The following is a 16,305-nucleotide window of genomic DNA, read 5'->3' as shown; positions in this document are numbered from 1 at the left end:
CGTCATATATCTCGCGGCCAACAAGGCGCGAAGTGAGTTAAGGTTTAAGTTGCTGGGCAATACCCGCAGTCACAAACGTAACCTGATCACATTGGGCCGCTAACGCCTGATGTAACCACCCTGCCTCATCAACAAAACGGCGGGCGAGTGCATTATCAGGAATAACCCCCTGGCCCACTTCGTTACTCACCAATATTACATGGCCCGGTAGCGAAAAAACGCAGTCTAATAAACTTTGTTTCTCTTTACCAAACAGTACTGAGTCATCCATGCACAACAGATTACTTAACCAAAGGGTCAGGCAGTCAACCAGAATAGTGCGATTCTCAGCAGCATGACTCTGTAGCGCCCGCGCAAGATAAACAGGCTCTTCGACAGTCCCCCAGTGAGCGGGGCGGTCACCCTGGTGCCGAGCAATTCGCTCATCCATTTCACGATCAAACGCCTGGGCGGTCGCGATATAGAGAACATCTTGCCGGGTTGCTTTCGCTCGCTGTTCAGCCAGGCGGCTTTTGCCTGAGCGCGCGCCTCCCAGAATTAACTCTTTCATCTTATCTCCAGTTTAAACTAACCATGGCAAAACTTAAGGCCATAACGCCTTCAAAGGGTCAACCTGCAGCAGCTAAATACCCAAACGTTAGCACATAAATCTGCACGGGATAGTAGCAGTTTTTGCACTCGCTTCCGAACCCGAATAGCACTCCCATTAAACTTAAAAAGTGCCACAATATATGAATGACCATTATTAGAGATAAAAACACAGCCGGGAGATTGTTTTGATTATTTAATGGGGATATGCTTTTGGGCAACAAGCTGCATCTTGATAGAGACGTTTGATAATTATTATCAGTATTGAATAAGGACAAAAAATGCCTGCGTTATTACCCAATGTCGACCCTGACGGACTTCTAGAGTATTCAGTTGTATTTACCGACCGCTCATTGAACCATATGTCGAAAGCCTTTCAAGGAGTGATGAACGACATATCAAGCACCCTTAAAAGTGTCTATAAAGCAGAAGCAGTGGTGGTCGTTCCGGGTGGTGGCACTTATGGTATGGAGTCGGTAGCCCGGCAGTTTGCCAATAATAAAAAGTGCCTGATTATTCGCAATGGCTGGTTTAGCTATCGTTGGACACAAATTCTGGAAATGGGCAATATCGCCAAAGAGTCAGTGGTACTTAAGGCGCGCAAAACGTCTGATACCAGTGACGCCCCTTTCGCTCCAGCCCCTGTCGAGGAGGTGGTGGCAACCATTAAATCTGAAAAGCCTGAGATTGTGTTCGCCCCTCATGTCGAAACAGCGTCAGGAATTATCCTCCCTGAAGACTATATCACCGCTATCGCAGAAGCCGTCCATTCGGTCGGAGGGCTATTTGTGCTGGACTGCGTTGCCTCAGGTACGCTATGGGTCGATATGGAGAAAACGGGCGTCGATATTCTGATCAGCGCGCCACAAAAAGGCTGGAGTTCATCCCCCTGTAGCGCACTGGTGATGCTAAGCGCCAACGCAAGACAAGAGATAGAAAACACCACCAGCAGCAGTTTTGCCTGTGACTTGAAGAAATGGTTACAGATTATGGAAGCCTACGAAAATGGTGGCCATGCTTATCACGCAACGATGCCAACCGATGCATTAACCACCTTTCGTGACACCATGAAAGAGACCCAGGCATACGGCTTCGAAAAAGTACGAGCTGAACAACAAGAGCTGGGTGACCGGGTTAGAGCGTTGTTAGCAGAAAAGGGCATCAAAAGCGTTGCCGCTGAAGGGTTTCAGGCTCCGGGCGTTGTCGTCAGTTATACCCAAGATGCCGCAATGCAAAATGGCAAGAAGTTTCTCGAACTCGGCTTGCAGATCGCAGCCGGTGTGCCGCTACAGTGTGATGAGCCCGAAGATTTTAAAACCTTTAGATTAGGCCTATTTGGTCTCGACAAACTGCATAATATCGACCGCACTGTGGAGCACCTCAGTCGCGCACTCGACCAAATTCTGGCCAAGTAGACTCACCGGTCAGACCTATACTGATAGATTCAAATCTAAGCATTAAGGGGGGGATTCCCCCTTGTTTCCCTTATATATCATAATATTACCACTCTCATATTTCTCGCTGAAATCCACCATTCTATTATTGATCGTTTGACAATGTCCCTTTATGACCGATTTATTGTCATAAATTGACCTTCAGTAACCATTGGCAAATAGGCACAATAGTCCTCGTTGATTAGTGTCTCTGAACTAGTCCGTTTTTACTCTCGCAAGAGGGTAAATACTTACCTTGCTTTAAGGCTGCCATTGGCAGCCTTTTTTTATGCCTGAAATTTAATGTTGCGCCCTCCCAATACCACCCGCCTCCCTCAAAAGTCCCCACGGCTAGCTGTTTTTGACCCTACAGTCTCCAAATTGACCCAATTCGCAATGATTTAAGACCCCTCTGCCAATTACTCTATGATTGAATCAAGGACAATCGGCACTGTGGAAACCGGTTGAGTCACGTCTAATCACCACCTTTCTACACTTGTCGCCAGTGACACAGGCTTATCCAAAGCCGCCAAAGGCGTAGCGCAGTGAGTAAACCAGGTAGCATGAGCGGGTTGCTCGCTCAAAGGCAGTAGGAGAGCAAACAATGCCAGAATACAAAACCCCTTTACGTGATATGAAATTCGTATTTAACGAATTACTGCAAACACAAGAACACTACAAAAATATTCCAGCGGGTGAGGAAGCGACTCCTGATATGGTTGACGCCATTCTGGAAGAGAGTGCCAAGTTCAGTGAGGAAGTACTATCTCCATTAAATCAGGTGGGGGATAAAGAAGGCTGTAAACTGGTGGATGGGCAAGTCATCACACCTACCGGGTTCAAGGCTGCATACGACCAGTTTGTGGCCGGAGGATGGCAGGGAATGTCTCACCCTGTCGAGTATGGCGGGCAAGGGTTACCTCTTTCTTTAGGGGTGCTTAAATCAGAGATGATCAGTACCGCCAACTGGTCGTGGGGAATGTACCCAGGCTTGAGCATGGGCGCAATGAACACAGTCTACCTGCACGGCAGCGAAGAGCAGAAACAAATTTACCTGACCAAGTTAACGGAAGGTGCCTGGACTGGCAGCATGTGCTTGACTGAGCCCCAGTGTGGTACAGATTTAGGGCAAGTTAAAACCAAAGCTGACGCCAATGAAGATGGCTCTTACACCATTACTGGAACCAAAATATTTATCTCTGCCGGTGACCATGATTTAACCGACAATATTGTGCACATCGTACTTGCACGCTTGCCCGATGCACCAAAGGGAACCAGAGGAATATCGCTCTTTATCGTTCCCAAGTTCCTCCCTGATGCTCAGGGTAATACCGGGGAGTTTAACAATGTGAACGTCGGTTCATTGGAAGATAAAATGGGCATCAAGGGCTCTTCGACCTGCGTCATGAATTTTGATGGCGCCAAAGGTTTTTTGATTGGGCCACCCAATAAGGGCCTGGAGTGTATGTTCACCTTTATGAATACCGCCCGTATTGGCACCGGGTTGCAAGGCTGTGCAGCGGCAGAACTCTCATTTCAGGGCGCACTGGCTTATGCCAAAGACCGTCTCTCGATGCGTTCGCTAAGCGGCAAAAAAGCCCCCGACAAAATTGCCGACCCAATTATTGTGCACCCTGACGTGCGTCGCATGTTGCTCACTCAGAAAGCGTTTGCAGAAGGCGGCCGCGCCATGATCTATTACGCAGCCCATAAAGCAGACTTCTTGATCGACAGCAGTGACGAAAAGGCCCATGACCGGGCCGATGACGACTTGGGCTTTTTGACCCCCATTATCAAAGCCTTTTTAACTGAGACCGGTTATGAAGCAGCAAACCTCGGCATGCAGGTATTTGGTGGCCATGGATACATTAAAGAGTGGGGTATGGAGCAGATTGTCCGTGATACACGAATATCTATGCTCTATGAAGGCACTACTGGCATTCAGGCGCTTGACCTGTTGGGGAGAAAGATACTGCTGGACAAAGGGGCCGCATTCCGCCGCTTCAGTAAAGAGCTGAGCCAATACTGTAAAGGAAAATCATCGTTTGTCAGCGGCAAGAAACGCGGAAAGATGAAAGACATGATCAGCGAACTGACCTGGTTGAACCGCCAATGGAACTATGTCGCGTTACGGCTTGTTTTTAATGCCATGAGAAACAAGGATGAAGTCGGTTCTGCCTCGGTCGACTTTCTGATGTACTCAGGCTACATCGTGATGGGTTACTTCTGGGCAATGATGGCAGAAAAAGCCTATGAACAGCTGGCCAACGGAGCAGAGGACGACAAGGACTTTTACCGCGCAAAAATTCAAACCGCTGAATTCTATTTTGCGCGGATATTGCCGAGGACAAAAACACACTATGCCGCCATGATGTCTGGCTCAAAGAATCTGATGCAGATAGAAGATGAGCATTTTGCATTTGCCTGAGTTCAAGCCCGGGCCTTAATACATGCCATAGTCAAGGCCCAACGCCTTACCTCCCTATCACCCAAAATGGTGGTAGGGGGTAGACCTGCCAAAAAACGCCAGACTGAGCGATGAGAGTAAATTATGGCAGACCACCAATAATAGATAGACGCAAAAACCTGCTCTACTAGCAGCCTCACGTTATAGCAGCAGGTCAAAGACTAACTCATCAAGCATTTTCAGGGTCAGCCCCCAAATTCGATGCTCGCCGTAATAATAGCATGGGAGCTGAACCGACATTCCTTTCTTTTCCCACACCATGGATTCTCGATTGCGCTTGTCAGCCAAAAATGAAACCGGTAGCCAAATGACCTGATCCACTTCATGGTTGATGGTGAACGAAGGGTCACCCTCCAGCTTAAAGGCATAAGGCGATACCACCATAGGCCTTCGAGTACCATGAGCAAATGTCATCACATCAGACATTCTGCCAATGTAGCTATCAACCGATAACCCCAGGCCTATCTCTTCTGAGGTCTCTCGAATAGCGGTCTCGCGAATATTTTTGTCTTCCTGCTGCTCTCTACCCCCGGGGAACGCAATATGCCCCGACCAACGATCCCCTTCCCGATGGGCTCTTTTGATCAGTAATACCTGAAGCTCCCCGGCATGGTCACGCAATACCGTTGCAACAGACGAACGGGTCATAAAACGCCTTAACATGCGTGTTCTGGCTCTTCGTTGCCGCAGGGTTTGTTCTAGTTCGTTTAAGCTTTTCATATATTAACGTTAGCATATTTAGCCACACGAAACACAGTGGTTGGTATCGGCACAAACACAGGTATAATAGCGTTTCTATTTAACTATTTGCTGTCATCCTCGCAAGGGCGTGGATTCACTTGTTTCATATGGTTCAGGGAATCGGATTCCCGCCTCCGCGTAACCGTGGATTCAGAATAGACATGGAGCCTCAAACAACATAGAGCAGCAGACACTTCCAGAGAAGACTTACCGATGTCCGATGATTTTTCCCACCGTTTTGGTGGAACACAGCGCCTATATGGTCTTGATGCCGTAGAGAAACTGAGACAAGCGCATGTTGGAGTCATCGGTATAGGCGGTGTGGGTTCCTGGGCTGCGGAGGCGCTTGCTCGTTCCGCCATTGGCAAGATCACTCTGTTTGATATGGATGATATCTGTGTCTCCAACGTCAACCGGCAAATCCATGCATTAGACGGTGAGATTGGCCGTTTGAAGGTTGATGCCATGGCAGACCGCATTAGAGCGATTAACCCCACTGTAGAGTGCCAAGCGGTTATGAGCTTTGTTACCGAGAAAAACCTCCACACGCTTCTCGACAACCAGTTTGACTACATCATTGAAGCAACAGACAGCGTAAAGGCAAAAGCGGCGATTATCGCCTACTGCAAGCGCAACAAAATCCGCATTGTCAGCTCAGGGGGCGCGGGAGGGCAAATTGACCCCTCGCAGATTCAAATCGCCGACCTCAGCCGCACCATCCAAGACCCCTTGCTTGCCAAGGTGCGCAACCTGCTACGCAGGAACTACAACTTCTCTCGCAACGCAAAACGTAAATTTGGTGTTGAGTGCGTTTACTCAACGGAGCAGTTAGTCTACCCCGGTGATGAAGGACAAGTCTGCCATCAAAAACCGTCAAGCGACGGGCCGGTAAAACTCGACTGCGCCACGGGATTTGGTGCATCAACTTGTGTAACTGCAACCTTTGGTTTATTTGCGGCTTCCAGAGTGCTGAATAAGCTGGCGAAAAGCTAATACTAACTTAAGCCGCCCGATACCTGGACAAGCTGGCACTCACCGATTAATGTTAGTTAGCGCATTCAGAATAGCTACATTCACTAAATATAAGCGAAGCCCCCCTCTTTCATGACTGAAAATACTCTTTTACTACTCGCAAGCATCGGCGTCATCTCACTTTTCTGCCAATGGATGGCCTGGAGGATGAAACTCCCAGCCATTCTTTTGTTGTTATTAGGGGGAATACTGATGGGGCCAGTATTTGACTGGCTTGACCCTGATGCACTATTTAACGAACTGCTATTCCCCATTATATCGCTCTCGGTAGCCGTTATTCTGTTCGAAGGCAGTCTGACGCTTAAGTTCAAAGAGCTTAAAGAACATGGCCGTATGGTCAGAGGGCTGCTCAGTATCGGCATGCTGGTCACCTGGCTTATTGCAACCCTTGTCAGCCGCTTGGCACTTGGGCTCTCGTGGGAAGTTGCAACACTGTTTGGAGCCATCGTGGTTGTCAGCGGCCCAACGGTTATTATGCCGCTACTGCGGGTGGTTCGCCCCAATGCAAATATCGCGAATATATTAAAATGGGAAGGCATCGTCATCGACCCGATCGGGGCGCTGTTAGCCGTACTGGTGTTCGAGTTTATCGTATCGGGCAAGTCAGGTGCCTTGGGGCACACACTCTGGACATTCAGCTCAACACTGATTCTCGGCATCTCTCTTGGCGGGGTTGCAGGCTGGCTGCTGGGGCTGGCATTGCGCCAGCACTGGCTTCCTCAATTTCTGCAAAATGCAGGCTCTCTAACCTTTATGCTGGGGGTATATGCCCTATCAAACACGTTACAGCATGAATCCGGGCTATTGACCGTCACCGTTATGGGGATTTGGATGGCCAATATGCGAGGCGTACCGGTCGATGACATTCTGGAGTTTAAAGAGTCGCTCAGTGTTCTGTTAATTTCAGGCCTGTTTATTATTCTCGCAGCGCGTATTGAATTCAGCGCGATTGTTCAGTTGGGCTGGGGGCCTGCCTGGGTCATTCTGGCGCTTATTTTTGTTGCTCGTCCGCTGGGGGTTTGGCTATCAGCGAAAGGCACGACACTTAGCTGGCAGGAAAAAGCCTTCCTCAGTTGGATTTCACCTCGGGGTATCGTAGCTGCTGCCGTCTCTGCGCTGTTCGCCTTTCAGCTCGAAAACCAGGGCTACACCGATGCAGCCATTCTGGTGCCACTTGTATTTCTGGTCATTATCACCACCGTTATCTTACAAAGCCTGACTGCATCACCTATCGCCAAGTGGTTAAAAGTCTCCGAACCTGACAGCAGTGGCTTTTTGTTTATTGGTGCTAATCAGGTCTCGCGCGCGATTGCCTCAGTACTGCGCAAGCGTGGTATTCCGGTGATGCTCAGCGATACCAGCTACGAAAACATCCGTCTCGCTAGAATGGAAAACCTGCCCGTCTATTTTGGCAACCCGGTGTCTGAGCATGCCGAAAATCATATGGACCTCACCGGCATTAGCAACGTACTCGCTATTTCGCCGTATCGACAGCTCAACACGCTGGCCACGTTCCATTATCTGGATCTGTTTTCAAAGGGGCATGTCTTTGGACTCTCTGACGGTCAGGCTGACCAACGTGCCAGCCACCAGTCATCCGAGAAATTCAAAGAGACCCGAACACTATTTGGTGAAAAGGTCACGTATGCCATGCTCGCCAGCCAGCTTAGTCAAGGGGCAAGTATTCGTACCACGCAAATCACGTCCGAGTTCACCCTGCAGGATTATCGGGCACAGCACGGTAGCCGTTTATTGATTCTGTTTGTGATCACACCTCAAGGCAAGCTAATACCCGTGGTTGCCGATAGGGAAATTAAAGCTGAAGAAGGTTACGAGATCATAAGCATCATCAGACCTGACCCTGAAAAAGATCAGAACCATATTGCCGACAAACCAGCAAAATAATTGCTCATAGCGTGGCTTCAGGTACCAATTAATCCGTTATAAATAGTCACTTGATATAACGGATTCATCACAAAACAACACACATAAAAGTACATTTTTTGTACAATCTAAGTTATAGTGGGCTCTGGGTAGACTATTATCTGGGAGTTCTGTAATGGCTGACATATCAGGTGCGTCTTTATCGATTGCTCGTCCCATCGTGAACAACAATGGGGTAAACCAACAGCGGGAAGCTGAAAGTCAGGAAACAAACCAGCAATTGCGAGCAACCACAGCCCCTCAGCCAGACCGTGCGATCAATCAACAACCCTCTGATATCCCTCCCGAAGAGAGTATTTCCGCCAGGCTTGATATATCCGTCTCAGCCAATGAAAACGACACTCAGGAAAATACCACAGTAACACGAGAGCAAGTCGTTAATGCGGTCGAACAGCAGCTCCAGCAAAGCAGTATAAATGCAAACGCGGCTCGTCCAGCGGACGAGGGTGCAACTGATGTTCAACAAAGCCGAACCGAAAGCACCAACAATCAAACCTCCAACCAGACCAGCGAACAGCTAACCGCAAATAACCCTCAGGCAGCTCAACCGCAAGAAGCAAGTGCAGGGATTACCGAAACGCCTGATGCGTTAGATAGCCAAACTATCGCAGCAACACCAACACAGAACCAACCGGTAGAAAATACAGATCGTTCACAAGCTTCAAACACCAACCAACCTGAAAATGATGAAGTAGACGCGACGCAAACGACTAACGAAACTCAGAGCGCTCGAAACCCTGAGACAGGTCTAGGTCTAGAGTCCGGGTCTATTATTGATACGATTGCCTAGGTAGTCGAGACAAGAAGAGATCACCCACGCAGTATTGGTCACTATACTTACCAATTTACGAGATAGTGATAACTATAGTGACCAACCACTAACCATCCGGCAGCAAGTCATCTGACCTTGAATGCCACAAATCATTGATACTTTTATCAGTATTCTTTTCCTTGTTTTGTGAAAGCCTTAACCTGGGTCTGTTATTAGCTCTTCTGTTGAGCTTAAACGAAAAGGCTATGACGTGGCGCACATTCAGGCAATAAGTCACTAGAAACGACTACGAAGCTGCTTACAAGCGATCCAGTCAACATGGGGCGTATTGCGGCTGAAGCATTTTAAATGAATGTTATAACATAGTTGCAACCCCATAAAGGCTATGCCATACTTGCATTGTGTTAAAACATTGTTATAACGAGATTAAACGATGAGAACTACAATTCGAAAGATTGGGAATAGCGCAGGTGCCATACTGCCAGCGACAGTCCTTAAGAAATTGAACTTGTCAGAAGGCGATGTAATTGAGGTGTCGGAAGACGGCAAGCGTATTGTGATCGAGCCTCGCAATGAAAAGCCTAAATACAGCCTGACAGAGCTTATGGCCCAGTGCGATGAAAAAGCCCCTCTACCCAAAGAACTGGAGGAATGGAATGACATGCAACCGACGGGGAAAGAGGTTTGGTAAGGCGTAAGCAGTTTGATCGAGGCGATATCGTGAAAGTCTCACTCAACCCCGTGGTAGGCCGTGAAATGCAAGGCAATTTCAGGCCCTGTATGGTGTTGTCTCCAGCAGCGTTTAATCGCTTGGGTACGGCGTTGGTTGCCCCGATTACGCAAGGCGGTGATTTCGCCAGAGTGAAGGGCTTTGCAGTTCCGCTAATTGGCTCCGGTACAGAGACTCAAGGCGTTATGCTGGTGAATGCAGTACGAATGCTGGATCTGGAAGGCCGGCAAGCAAAAAAGGTTGAGGTCGCCCCCCAAGAGATCGTGGACGATGTATTGGCCCGACTTGCGGCCATCATCGAATAAACTAACAGCGGAAAAGATCTGATGAAAGAACTGACGCAAGAAGTGTAGCAGGAGTTCTCTGACCAAGTAGCCGAGATCTGAATCGTCCCCATCGGTCAGGACAGGAATCCAGGAAAACTCTAAAGTTATTTGAGTCTGCACTGTGCTGTTCACCCGAAAACAGGTTCAAATCAGGATCAATTTTTTGCGCAAACGGGGATGTCAGCCACGCCTGATCGTAGCTAAAACTAAAGTGTTCTTTATTCTTTGTGACAGATGATCGCAAAGTACCAACCAGCATGGGTTCACTGAATTCTTTCCAGTCAGCATACACTTCCGTATTCATTTTCATTTACCCAACAGCCCAGCACCCCCTTAGTAAGACGTTTCACTGCTGTAAAGGCTATTGCCTATGGTTAGAAATCTCTCCGTGAGGCCAGTTTTTCATAATCGATAAAAACTGCTGCTGATTCAGGTGTATCAGTTCGCAGTGATCACCCGCCTCGAAGTAGATATCGTCTTTCTCCCCTAGCTCATCGTCCCAGATGACAGGTAAATCATAAGCCTGCCCTAATGCTGGAACCGCGCCTTGCACACAGTCATCAAACAGACGTTCAATATCGCTTTCACTATCTAGTTGGTAATGGGCATTAGTTAGCTGGTTAACGCGGTTGATATCTAGCGTTTTATTAGCGGGGATAATAGCCATCAGCCTGTTTTGCCCCTCTCTTAAGATAAATGCGTTAATCACATCAAACAGCGGAACAACCGCCGCCAATGCGCTTTCTGCAGTTGAGCTGGTAGGGTGATGGGGAACAACATCGTAATGAATGTCTTTGTATCGTAAGTAATCAAATACAGCGGCGGCTACGGCCATGGAACACCTCCAGGAAACTCAATGCTGCTTTTTTATAATAAGAGCACTCTAAGCTCAGCAGCTATACCTACTATACTAGCAGCTAAGTTTCCTTTTCAGGCTCAGTCATTAGACTGTTTAAACGTATCAGCTCACCGGTTAATGGAGTATTGATATAACCATTAACCGCCAAGGGTTCACAAAGAGGGGTTACGACCCATGGTGCGGGTGATCGATGCTATCAAGCAGTGCCTTGCCAAAGTCACACCGGGTAATAATGCCCGTCAACTTGCCATTTTCCAGCACAGGTAGTCTTCGTCGCCCTTTTATAAACAGGTCTGCGGTCGCAAGTATATTGTCATCGGCATTAACCGAGTCGATCTCTGTGGTCATATGGTCGGCAACACTATCTCCTGCTTGTTGGTGATAGCCGCCCATTAGCGTCTCTTTAAGACAATCTATCTCAGACAACAAACCAACAATGTGTCCTTTATCATCGACCACTGGCGCACCTGACCGGCCAGCCTTGATCAGCTTACGCAACGCATCAATAACACTGTCTTCTGCTTTTAGCGTTAAAACATTGCTTGTCATGTAATCCCTGACTTTTAGTGACTGCATTTGAGCGTCCCTCATTTTTATAAACGTTGATATTCTCTTATCTACATGGTCAACAACAATTTACCACGAACATGCCCTGTTTCCAGCTCAGTATGTGCTTTTTTTGCATCAACTAGTGGGAACCTTTTATCAATATGGATAGATACGTCGTCAGTTTCAATTAATTCTGCGATGGCTGCAAGCCCTTCCTGATCCGGGTGAACTGTTAACCCTGCGGTTTTAATACCCCGTTTACGCCCTTCTTTAATAATCTGTTCGGCGGTAACCGTGGGCACCGTAACCAACTGCCCGCCTGAGGCTAACACGCCCAGCGACCAGTGACCGACATCTCCGCCCATGGTATCGAGCACAAAATCCAGGCCGTAACAGGCGTCAACAAAGTCTGTTTTGGTATAGTCGATGGCTTCATCAACGCCGATCTCATGTAAAAAATCATGGTTCCGGCTGGATGCCGTGGCAATCACATAGGCACCACGGGCTTTAGCAAATTGCACCGCAAAGTGCCCAACCCCGCCAGCGGCTGCGTGGATCAGCACTTTATCACCCTCTTTAACAGCCCCTACCTCGAACAACGCCTGCCAAGCCGTCAGTGCCGCTAATGGTACGCCCGCCGCAGAGGCAAGGTCTATATTATCGGGTGCTTTGCACAGCAGCTCTGCTGTGGTGACAGCATATTCCGCATATCCACCTCCCTGCAACGGGAAGCCAATCATGCCCATAACGCGATCACCCACCTTCCACTCGCTGCAGTCATCGCCCACTGCATCAACAAGACCGGCAACATCATAGCCCGGTACCCAGCCAACCCCATCATTGAATTGAGGTTCAATCTGACCCGCCACAAACCCCAAACCTTTTCGGGTTTTGTAATCAATAGGGTTTAACCCGGCCGCAGTCACCTTAACGCGAACCTCATTGGCTTTCGGTTCTGGTGTGTCCCGCTCAACCAGACTCAATACTTCAGGCTCACCAAAACGGGTGTATTCAATTGACTTCATGATGATGTTCCTTTTTTAAACGTCTCATTTGCTCGCTCTCAGTCTTCACGCCGTGCCCACTTCTTGCTGCCAGATAGTGTTGGCTAAACACATGAAAATAGTCATCCAGTTGTTGTGCACTGCGCTTATCTCCAACCAAATTCAGTAACTCAACGGCAACCTCTACAGTGCATAGATGATGTGGGTCAGAGGCCCGTCTAAGATGATAGTGCGATATGCGCTTGGGGTTCAATGACAGTATAGGCAACGCATTCAAATAGGGGCTTTTACGAAACATTTTTGCGGCTTGCTGCCAGGTTGCGTCCAGCAGAATAAAAACAGGCCGCTTTTCTTTTCCATGCCCAAAGCCGCTTGAAGGAATTTCGAAGGGCTTCACTCTGTGTTGTTGCCCGGCATCCCCTGCGGGAAACACCAACCAATGCTGAACATCTGGGTTTGCCAGCTCCTGCTTCAGGCCTGCCGCTATTTCAGTACGAGACCACGTATACAATTTGGTTGATTCAAGGCAGTCGGCAATGAGCCTGCCAGTGTTGGTTGGCTTTCGGTACTCAGTTTCATGGGTTAACAGGCAAAACTCAACCCCCGCTGTTATCTTGGGCGTATATTGACAGATACAGGCTATGTCAGGAAGTCTGCAATTCTGACAGCCATGAGTATTTGGCTCAGTCATCAGCAACCACGGCCCTTCTAACCATAATCAGGATATCCCGCCCCTGACGACGATAGTTCTCGAACGGCCCCCGAATAGATTCGGGTGCATATTCAGGCGCAACGAACTCAAAGCCGGACTGCTCATAAAACCCTTGCAGCCAAGAAAAGGGATAACACCAGCACTCACGTGCCCCAAGTTGCGTAACCACATAATCCATAAATTGGCTACCGACTCCAGTGCGGCGATAGTCAGGTAACACAGCCAAGCTTCTTAGCAACAATTTTTTTGGGGTTGTTCCCGTACTTTGACCACCTTCGTGAACAGGACATATCCTCACTGCAGCAATAATTTCAGACTCAACTCTGGCAACATAGACTTCATCTGAACCCTGAGTTTTTCCTTTCTCACGCGCCTGCTTATAGAATCGATTGACTAGCGGATAGGCGACGGGAGCCAGTTGCTCATAAGTGGTTTTTAACATAGACCGGTTTTCACAATAGCGCTGCCGTGGGGCCTTTTCAGCGCCCCTGGGTTTTCCTTGATAACGTGCCCAATCAGGTTCCTGTATAGCACACACCCAGAATATCGGACTTAAGTCCTGCCGTAAATCAATAAGATGACCAAACACATCTCGTCCCCATTCACTTTGCAGGCAGCCCACTTAACGATTGGGATGGTGTGTCGCAAAAAAATGCAAATGGCATATTAAATGCTAATGTTAACTATGTTCACAGTCTATACGGTGAAGTGTTACTTAATGGGGTAAAACGGGCTCCATCATCACTTAGTTGTGTAGTTTAGTGATGTGCCAACCTCGGATATCACCGTGTTAACTTTCGGGATCAATAATACAAAAAATAGGGTTATGGAAATGAAAATAAAAAATATAGCAATAACATTGGCCGCTACCGGGCTGATTTTTTCTGCGCAGGCGAGTGTAGCCGGTACAACACTGGAGTCGGTCAAAAAGAAAGGGGTACTCAGTTGTGGTGTGAGTGTTGGACTGGCGGGATTTTCTCAGAAAGATGAAAAAGGTCAGTGGAGTGGGCTCGATGTTGACGTCTGCCGTGGTGTAGCTGCAGCAGTACTGGGTGATGCCAGTAAAGTCCAATACAAGCCGCTAACCGCTAAAGAGCGCTTTACCGCACTGCAATCCGGTGAGATTGATATTCTTTCCCGAAACACCACCTGGACCCATACGCGAGACACATCACTCGGCTTAAACTTTGCTGGTGTCATCTATTACGATGGGGCTGGCTTTATGGTCAGCAAAAAACTTGGCGTTAAGTCAGCTAAAGAGCTGGATGGGGCCAATGCCTGTATTCAGGCAGGTACATCGACCGAGCTGGCTATTTCCGATTACTTCCGTGAAAACAACATGAAGTACAAGGCTATTACGTTTGATACTTCAGATCAGACTCGTGCGGGCTTTGAATCAGGCCGTTGCGACTTCCTGGTTTCTGATCAGTCTCAGCTGTATGCACTGCGTATAGGCCTAAAGAATCCTGATGGTGCCTTGGTACTGCCAGAAGTCATTTCCAAAGAGCCATTAGGCCCTGTGGTTCGTCAAAATGACGATGAGTGGTTCAATATCGTTAAATGGGTGGTCAATGCCTCTATTGAAGGCGAATACCAAGGCGTTACGTCTAAAAACGCTGATGACTTAAAGAGTAAAGGAAACCCAGGGCAAAAACGCTTATTGGGGACAGAAGGTGACTTGGGCGAGAAACTCGGCTTATCCGCTGACTGGGCTTATCAGGTGATCAAGCAGGTGGGCAATTACTCAGAGTCTTTTGATCGCAATGTTGGCGAAGGCTCGCCTTTGAAAATTGCTCGCGGCCTTAACGCACAATGGAACAAAGGTGGAATTTTGTACTCCCCGGCAATGCGTTAATTTTTGCTGAAAGATAAAAAGGGCGGCACACCGCCCTTTTTTATCATCCTTACTCTCTTCTGATACTCAAAAGACGTTTTTATGTTTGCAAAAAAAACAGCTGAACAGATAAAACTTGAGACACGTCCTAGCGGTGCTGGCGCGACGGCATTTTACAACAACCCCAAATATCGCGGCTGGATTTATCAAACTGCTTTATTTGTATTTCTAATCGGTTTTTTTTACAGCATTATTTCTAACACCCTGGACAATATGTCCGCCCAGGGGATTAAAAGCGGGTTTAGTTTTCTGAATACATCGGCGGGTTTTGACGTACTCATGTCATTAATTCCCTACGAGACAACAGACAGTTATTCTCAACTTTTTATTATCGGTATCCTGAATACCATTTTAGTCTCGGCCATTGGCATCATATTCTCAACCATTCTAGGATTTATTTTTGGCATTGCCTACTTCTCTCACAATTGGCTAATCAAACAAATCGCGATTGTTTACGTTGAGATTTTCCGCAACATTCCCGTTATTTTACAGGTCATTTTTTGGTATACCGTTTTCAACGCATTACCTATTGCCAGAGAAAGCCTCAGTTTAGGCGACGCGATTTTTTTGAATGTAACGGGGCTCTATTTCCCGATGCTGGTTGGGGATAGTGGTTCGGAATTCGTATATGGCGCCATCGTTATTGCCATTATTGCCGTCTTTGTTATTAAACGCTGGGCGAAGAAACGCCAGGACTTAACCGGCGAGCAGTTTCCCGTTTTATGGACGAGCCTAGGTATACTGTTTGGTTTGCCCCTGCTCGTATTATTGGTCACAGGCATCCCTTTTCACCTGGATTACCCTGCTCTTAGAGGGTTTAATTTTAGGGGCGGAGTTTCTGTTATTCCTGAGTTAATTTCCCTCGCCATTGCTCTATCGGTCTATACCGGTGCATTCATCGCAGAAGCGGTCAGAGCGGGTATTCAATCGGTTCCCAAGGGCCAAACAGAAGCCGCAAGAAGCATTGGCCTGAAAGAGAGCAAGATCATGTCGCTGATTATCGTGCCTCAGTCAATGCGGGTTATCACCCCGATGCTGAACAGCGAGTATCAGAGCCTGGTCAAAAATACCACGATTGCCACCGCGATTGGCTACCCCGAATTATTTACCGTTTTTGCGGGCTCTGCATTGAACCAAGTCGGGCAAGCGATAGAGATTATGTTCATGACATTAGCGATCTATTTCATCATTAATATGGTTATCTCAGTGATAATGAATCATTTTAATAAACGCACTGAACTAAGCTCGCGCTAA

Annotated in this window: 17 protein-coding genes; 9 read left to right on the top strand and 8 right to left on the bottom strand. The window is 47.9% G+C overall.

From position 1 onward, the window contains the following. Positions 1–37: 37 nt before the first annotated feature. Complete coding sequence (cobU, locus tag MY523_RS19665) at positions 38–550, bottom strand: bifunctional adenosylcobinamide kinase/adenosylcobinamide-phosphate guanylyltransferase (protein WP_250656379.1); 513 nt, start codon at positions 548–550, stop codon at positions 38–40. 319 nt (positions 551–869) lie between these two features. Between cobU and MY523_RS19660 the strand changes: the two genes are divergently transcribed. Next, positions 870–2,003, top strand: a complete 1,134-nt coding sequence (locus tag MY523_RS19660; protein WP_250656378.1) for an aminotransferase class V-fold PLP-dependent enzyme — start codon at positions 870–872, stop codon at positions 2,001–2,003. Positions 2,004–2,625: 622 nt separating this feature from the next. Further along, positions 2,626–4,449, top strand: coding sequence for an acyl-CoA dehydrogenase C-terminal domain-containing protein (locus MY523_RS19655; RefSeq protein WP_250656377.1), 1,824 nt, complete (start codon positions 2,626–2,628; stop codon positions 4,447–4,449). A gap of 180 nt (positions 4,450–4,629) precedes the next feature. On the opposite strand, the gene MY523_RS19650 is transcribed toward MY523_RS19655, so the two are convergent. Next, the gene (locus tag MY523_RS19650) at positions 4,630–5,208 is read right to left on the bottom strand and encodes an NUDIX hydrolase (protein ID WP_250656376.1); all 579 of its coding nucleotides are present in this window, start codon (positions 5,206–5,208) and stop codon (positions 4,630–4,632) included. 234 nt (positions 5,209–5,442) lie between these two features. Here MY523_RS19650 and tcdA point away from each other — a divergent pair, with 234 nt between their 5' ends. The 5 genes from tcdA (at position 5,443) to MY523_RS19625 (ending at position 10,012) form a co-directional block, all read left to right on the top strand. After that, the gene (gene tcdA / locus MY523_RS19645) at positions 5,443–6,222 is read left to right on the top strand and encodes a tRNA cyclic N6-threonylcarbamoyladenosine(37) synthase TcdA (RefSeq protein ID WP_250656375.1); all 780 of its coding nucleotides are present in this window, start codon (positions 5,443–5,445) and stop codon (positions 6,220–6,222) included. 111 nt (positions 6,223–6,333) lie between these two features. After that, positions 6,334–8,166, top strand: a complete 1,833-nt coding sequence (locus tag MY523_RS19640; protein WP_256470507.1) for a cation:proton antiporter — start codon at positions 6,334–6,336, stop codon at positions 8,164–8,166. A 154-nt stretch (positions 8,167–8,320) separates the two neighbouring features. After that, complete coding sequence (locus MY523_RS19635) at positions 8,321–8,995, top strand: hypothetical protein (RefSeq protein ID WP_250656373.1); 675 nt, start codon at positions 8,321–8,323, stop codon at positions 8,993–8,995. A gap of 415 nt (positions 8,996–9,410) precedes the next feature. Beyond that, on the top strand, positions 9,411–9,668 hold the full coding sequence (locus MY523_RS19630; protein ID WP_250656372.1) for an AbrB/MazE/SpoVT family DNA-binding domain-containing protein: 258 nt from the start codon (positions 9,411–9,413) through the stop codon (positions 9,666–9,668). Beyond that, positions 9,662–10,012, top strand: coding sequence for a type II toxin-antitoxin system ChpB family toxin (locus MY523_RS19625; RefSeq protein WP_250656371.1), 351 nt, complete (start codon positions 9,662–9,664; stop codon positions 10,010–10,012). Before MY523_RS19630 ends, MY523_RS19625 begins: the two co-directional genes overlap by 7 nt. Before the next feature lies 1 nt (position 10,013). Here MY523_RS19625 and MY523_RS19620 read toward each other — a convergent pair whose 3' ends face one another. From MY523_RS19620 to MY523_RS19595, 6 genes are all read right to left on the bottom strand, one after another. Beyond that, a complete protein-coding gene (locus MY523_RS19620; protein WP_250656370.1) occupies positions 10,014–10,337 on the bottom strand; it encodes a hypothetical protein in 324 nt (107 codons plus the stop codon). 57 nt (positions 10,338–10,394) lie between these two features. Beyond that, entirely contained in the window at positions 10,395–10,868 is a 474-nt protein-coding gene (locus MY523_RS19615) for an aminoacyl-tRNA deacylase (protein WP_250656369.1), read from the bottom strand. A 189-nt stretch (positions 10,869–11,057) separates the two neighbouring features. Beyond that, positions 11,058–11,468, bottom strand: coding sequence for a CBS domain-containing protein (locus MY523_RS19610; protein WP_250656368.1), 411 nt, complete (start codon positions 11,466–11,468; stop codon positions 11,058–11,060). A gap of 41 nt (positions 11,469–11,509) precedes the next feature. Next, a complete protein-coding gene (locus MY523_RS19605; RefSeq protein ID WP_250656367.1) occupies positions 11,510–12,466 on the bottom strand; it encodes an NADP-dependent oxidoreductase in 957 nt (318 codons plus the stop codon). Continuing rightward, positions 12,453–13,136 (bottom strand): tRNA-uridine aminocarboxypropyltransferase, encoded by a 684-nt coding sequence (locus MY523_RS19600; RefSeq protein ID WP_250656366.1) that lies wholly within the window; start codon positions 13,134–13,136, stop codon positions 12,453–12,455. Before MY523_RS19600 ends, MY523_RS19605 begins: the two co-directional genes overlap by 14 nt. Further along, positions 13,129–13,746, bottom strand: a complete 618-nt coding sequence (locus tag MY523_RS19595; protein WP_250656365.1) for a GNAT family N-acetyltransferase — start codon at positions 13,744–13,746, stop codon at positions 13,129–13,131. Before MY523_RS19595 ends, MY523_RS19600 begins: the two co-directional genes overlap by 8 nt. Before the next feature lie 243 nt (positions 13,747–13,989). Here MY523_RS19595 and MY523_RS19590 point away from each other — a divergent pair, with 243 nt between their 5' ends. Then, a complete protein-coding gene (locus MY523_RS19590) occupies positions 13,990–15,012 on the top strand; it encodes an amino acid ABC transporter substrate-binding protein (RefSeq protein ID WP_250656364.1) in 1,023 nt (340 codons plus the stop codon). An 81-nt stretch (positions 15,013–15,093) separates the two neighbouring features. Continuing rightward, positions 15,094–16,305 carry an amino acid ABC transporter permease gene (locus MY523_RS19585; RefSeq protein ID WP_250656363.1) on the top strand — a complete coding sequence of 404 codons (1,212 nt, stop codon included), beginning with the start codon at positions 15,094–15,096 and terminating at the stop codon, positions 16,303–16,305.

The organism is Alkalimarinus coralli (genome assembly GCF_023650515.1).
Lineage (GTDB): Bacteria > Pseudomonadota > Gammaproteobacteria > Pseudomonadales > Oleiphilaceae > Alkalimarinus > Alkalimarinus coralli.
The sequence above is the reverse complement of the archived record's forward strand: the minus strand, read 5'-3'. Positions and strand labels throughout refer to the sequence as shown.

Bases quoted from the DNA above. Each gene is read 5' to 3' on its own strand.
- cobU (WP_250656379.1), bottom strand. From the start codon at position 550: ATGAAAGAGTTAATTCTGGGAGGCGCGCGCTCAGGCAAAAGCCGCCTG.
- MY523_RS19660 (WP_250656378.1), top strand. From the start codon at position 870: ATGCCTGCGTTATTACCCAATGTCGACCCTGACGGACTTCTAGAGTAT.
- MY523_RS19655 (WP_250656377.1), top strand. From the start codon at position 2,626: ATGCCAGAATACAAAACCCCTTTACGTGATATGAAATTCGTATTTAAC.
- MY523_RS19650 (WP_250656376.1), bottom strand. From the start codon at position 5,208: ATGAAAAGCTTAAACGAACTAGAACAAACCCTGCGGCAACGAAGAGCC.
- tcdA (WP_250656375.1), top strand. From the start codon at position 5,443: ATGTCCGATGATTTTTCCCACCGTTTTGGTGGAACACAGCGCCTATAT.
- MY523_RS19640 (WP_256470507.1), top strand. From the start codon at position 6,334: ATGACTGAAAATACTCTTTTACTACTCGCAAGCATCGGCGTCATCTCA.
- MY523_RS19635 (WP_250656373.1), top strand. From the start codon at position 8,321: ATGGCTGACATATCAGGTGCGTCTTTATCGATTGCTCGTCCCATCGTG.
- MY523_RS19630 (WP_250656372.1), top strand. From the start codon at position 9,411: ATGAGAACTACAATTCGAAAGATTGGGAATAGCGCAGGTGCCATACTG.
- MY523_RS19620 (WP_250656370.1), bottom strand. From the start codon at position 10,337: ATGAATACGGAAGTGTATGCTGACTGGAAAGAATTCAGTGAACCCATG.
- MY523_RS19615 (WP_250656369.1), bottom strand. From the start codon at position 10,868: ATGGCCGTAGCCGCCGCTGTATTTGATTACTTACGATACAAAGACATT.
- MY523_RS19610 (WP_250656368.1), bottom strand. From the start codon at position 11,468: ATGCAGTCACTAAAAGTCAGGGATTACATGACAAGCAATGTTTTAACG.
- MY523_RS19605 (WP_250656367.1), bottom strand. From the start codon at position 12,466: ATGAAGTCAATTGAATACACCCGTTTTGGTGAGCCTGAAGTATTGAGT.
- MY523_RS19600 (WP_250656366.1), bottom strand. From the start codon at position 13,136: ATGACTGAGCCAAATACTCATGGCTGTCAGAATTGCAGACTTCCTGAC.
- MY523_RS19590 (WP_250656364.1), top strand. From the start codon at position 13,990: ATGAAAATAAAAAATATAGCAATAACATTGGCCGCTACCGGGCTGATT.
- MY523_RS19585 (WP_250656363.1), top strand. From the start codon at position 15,094: ATGTTTGCAAAAAAAACAGCTGAACAGATAAAACTTGAGACACGTCCT.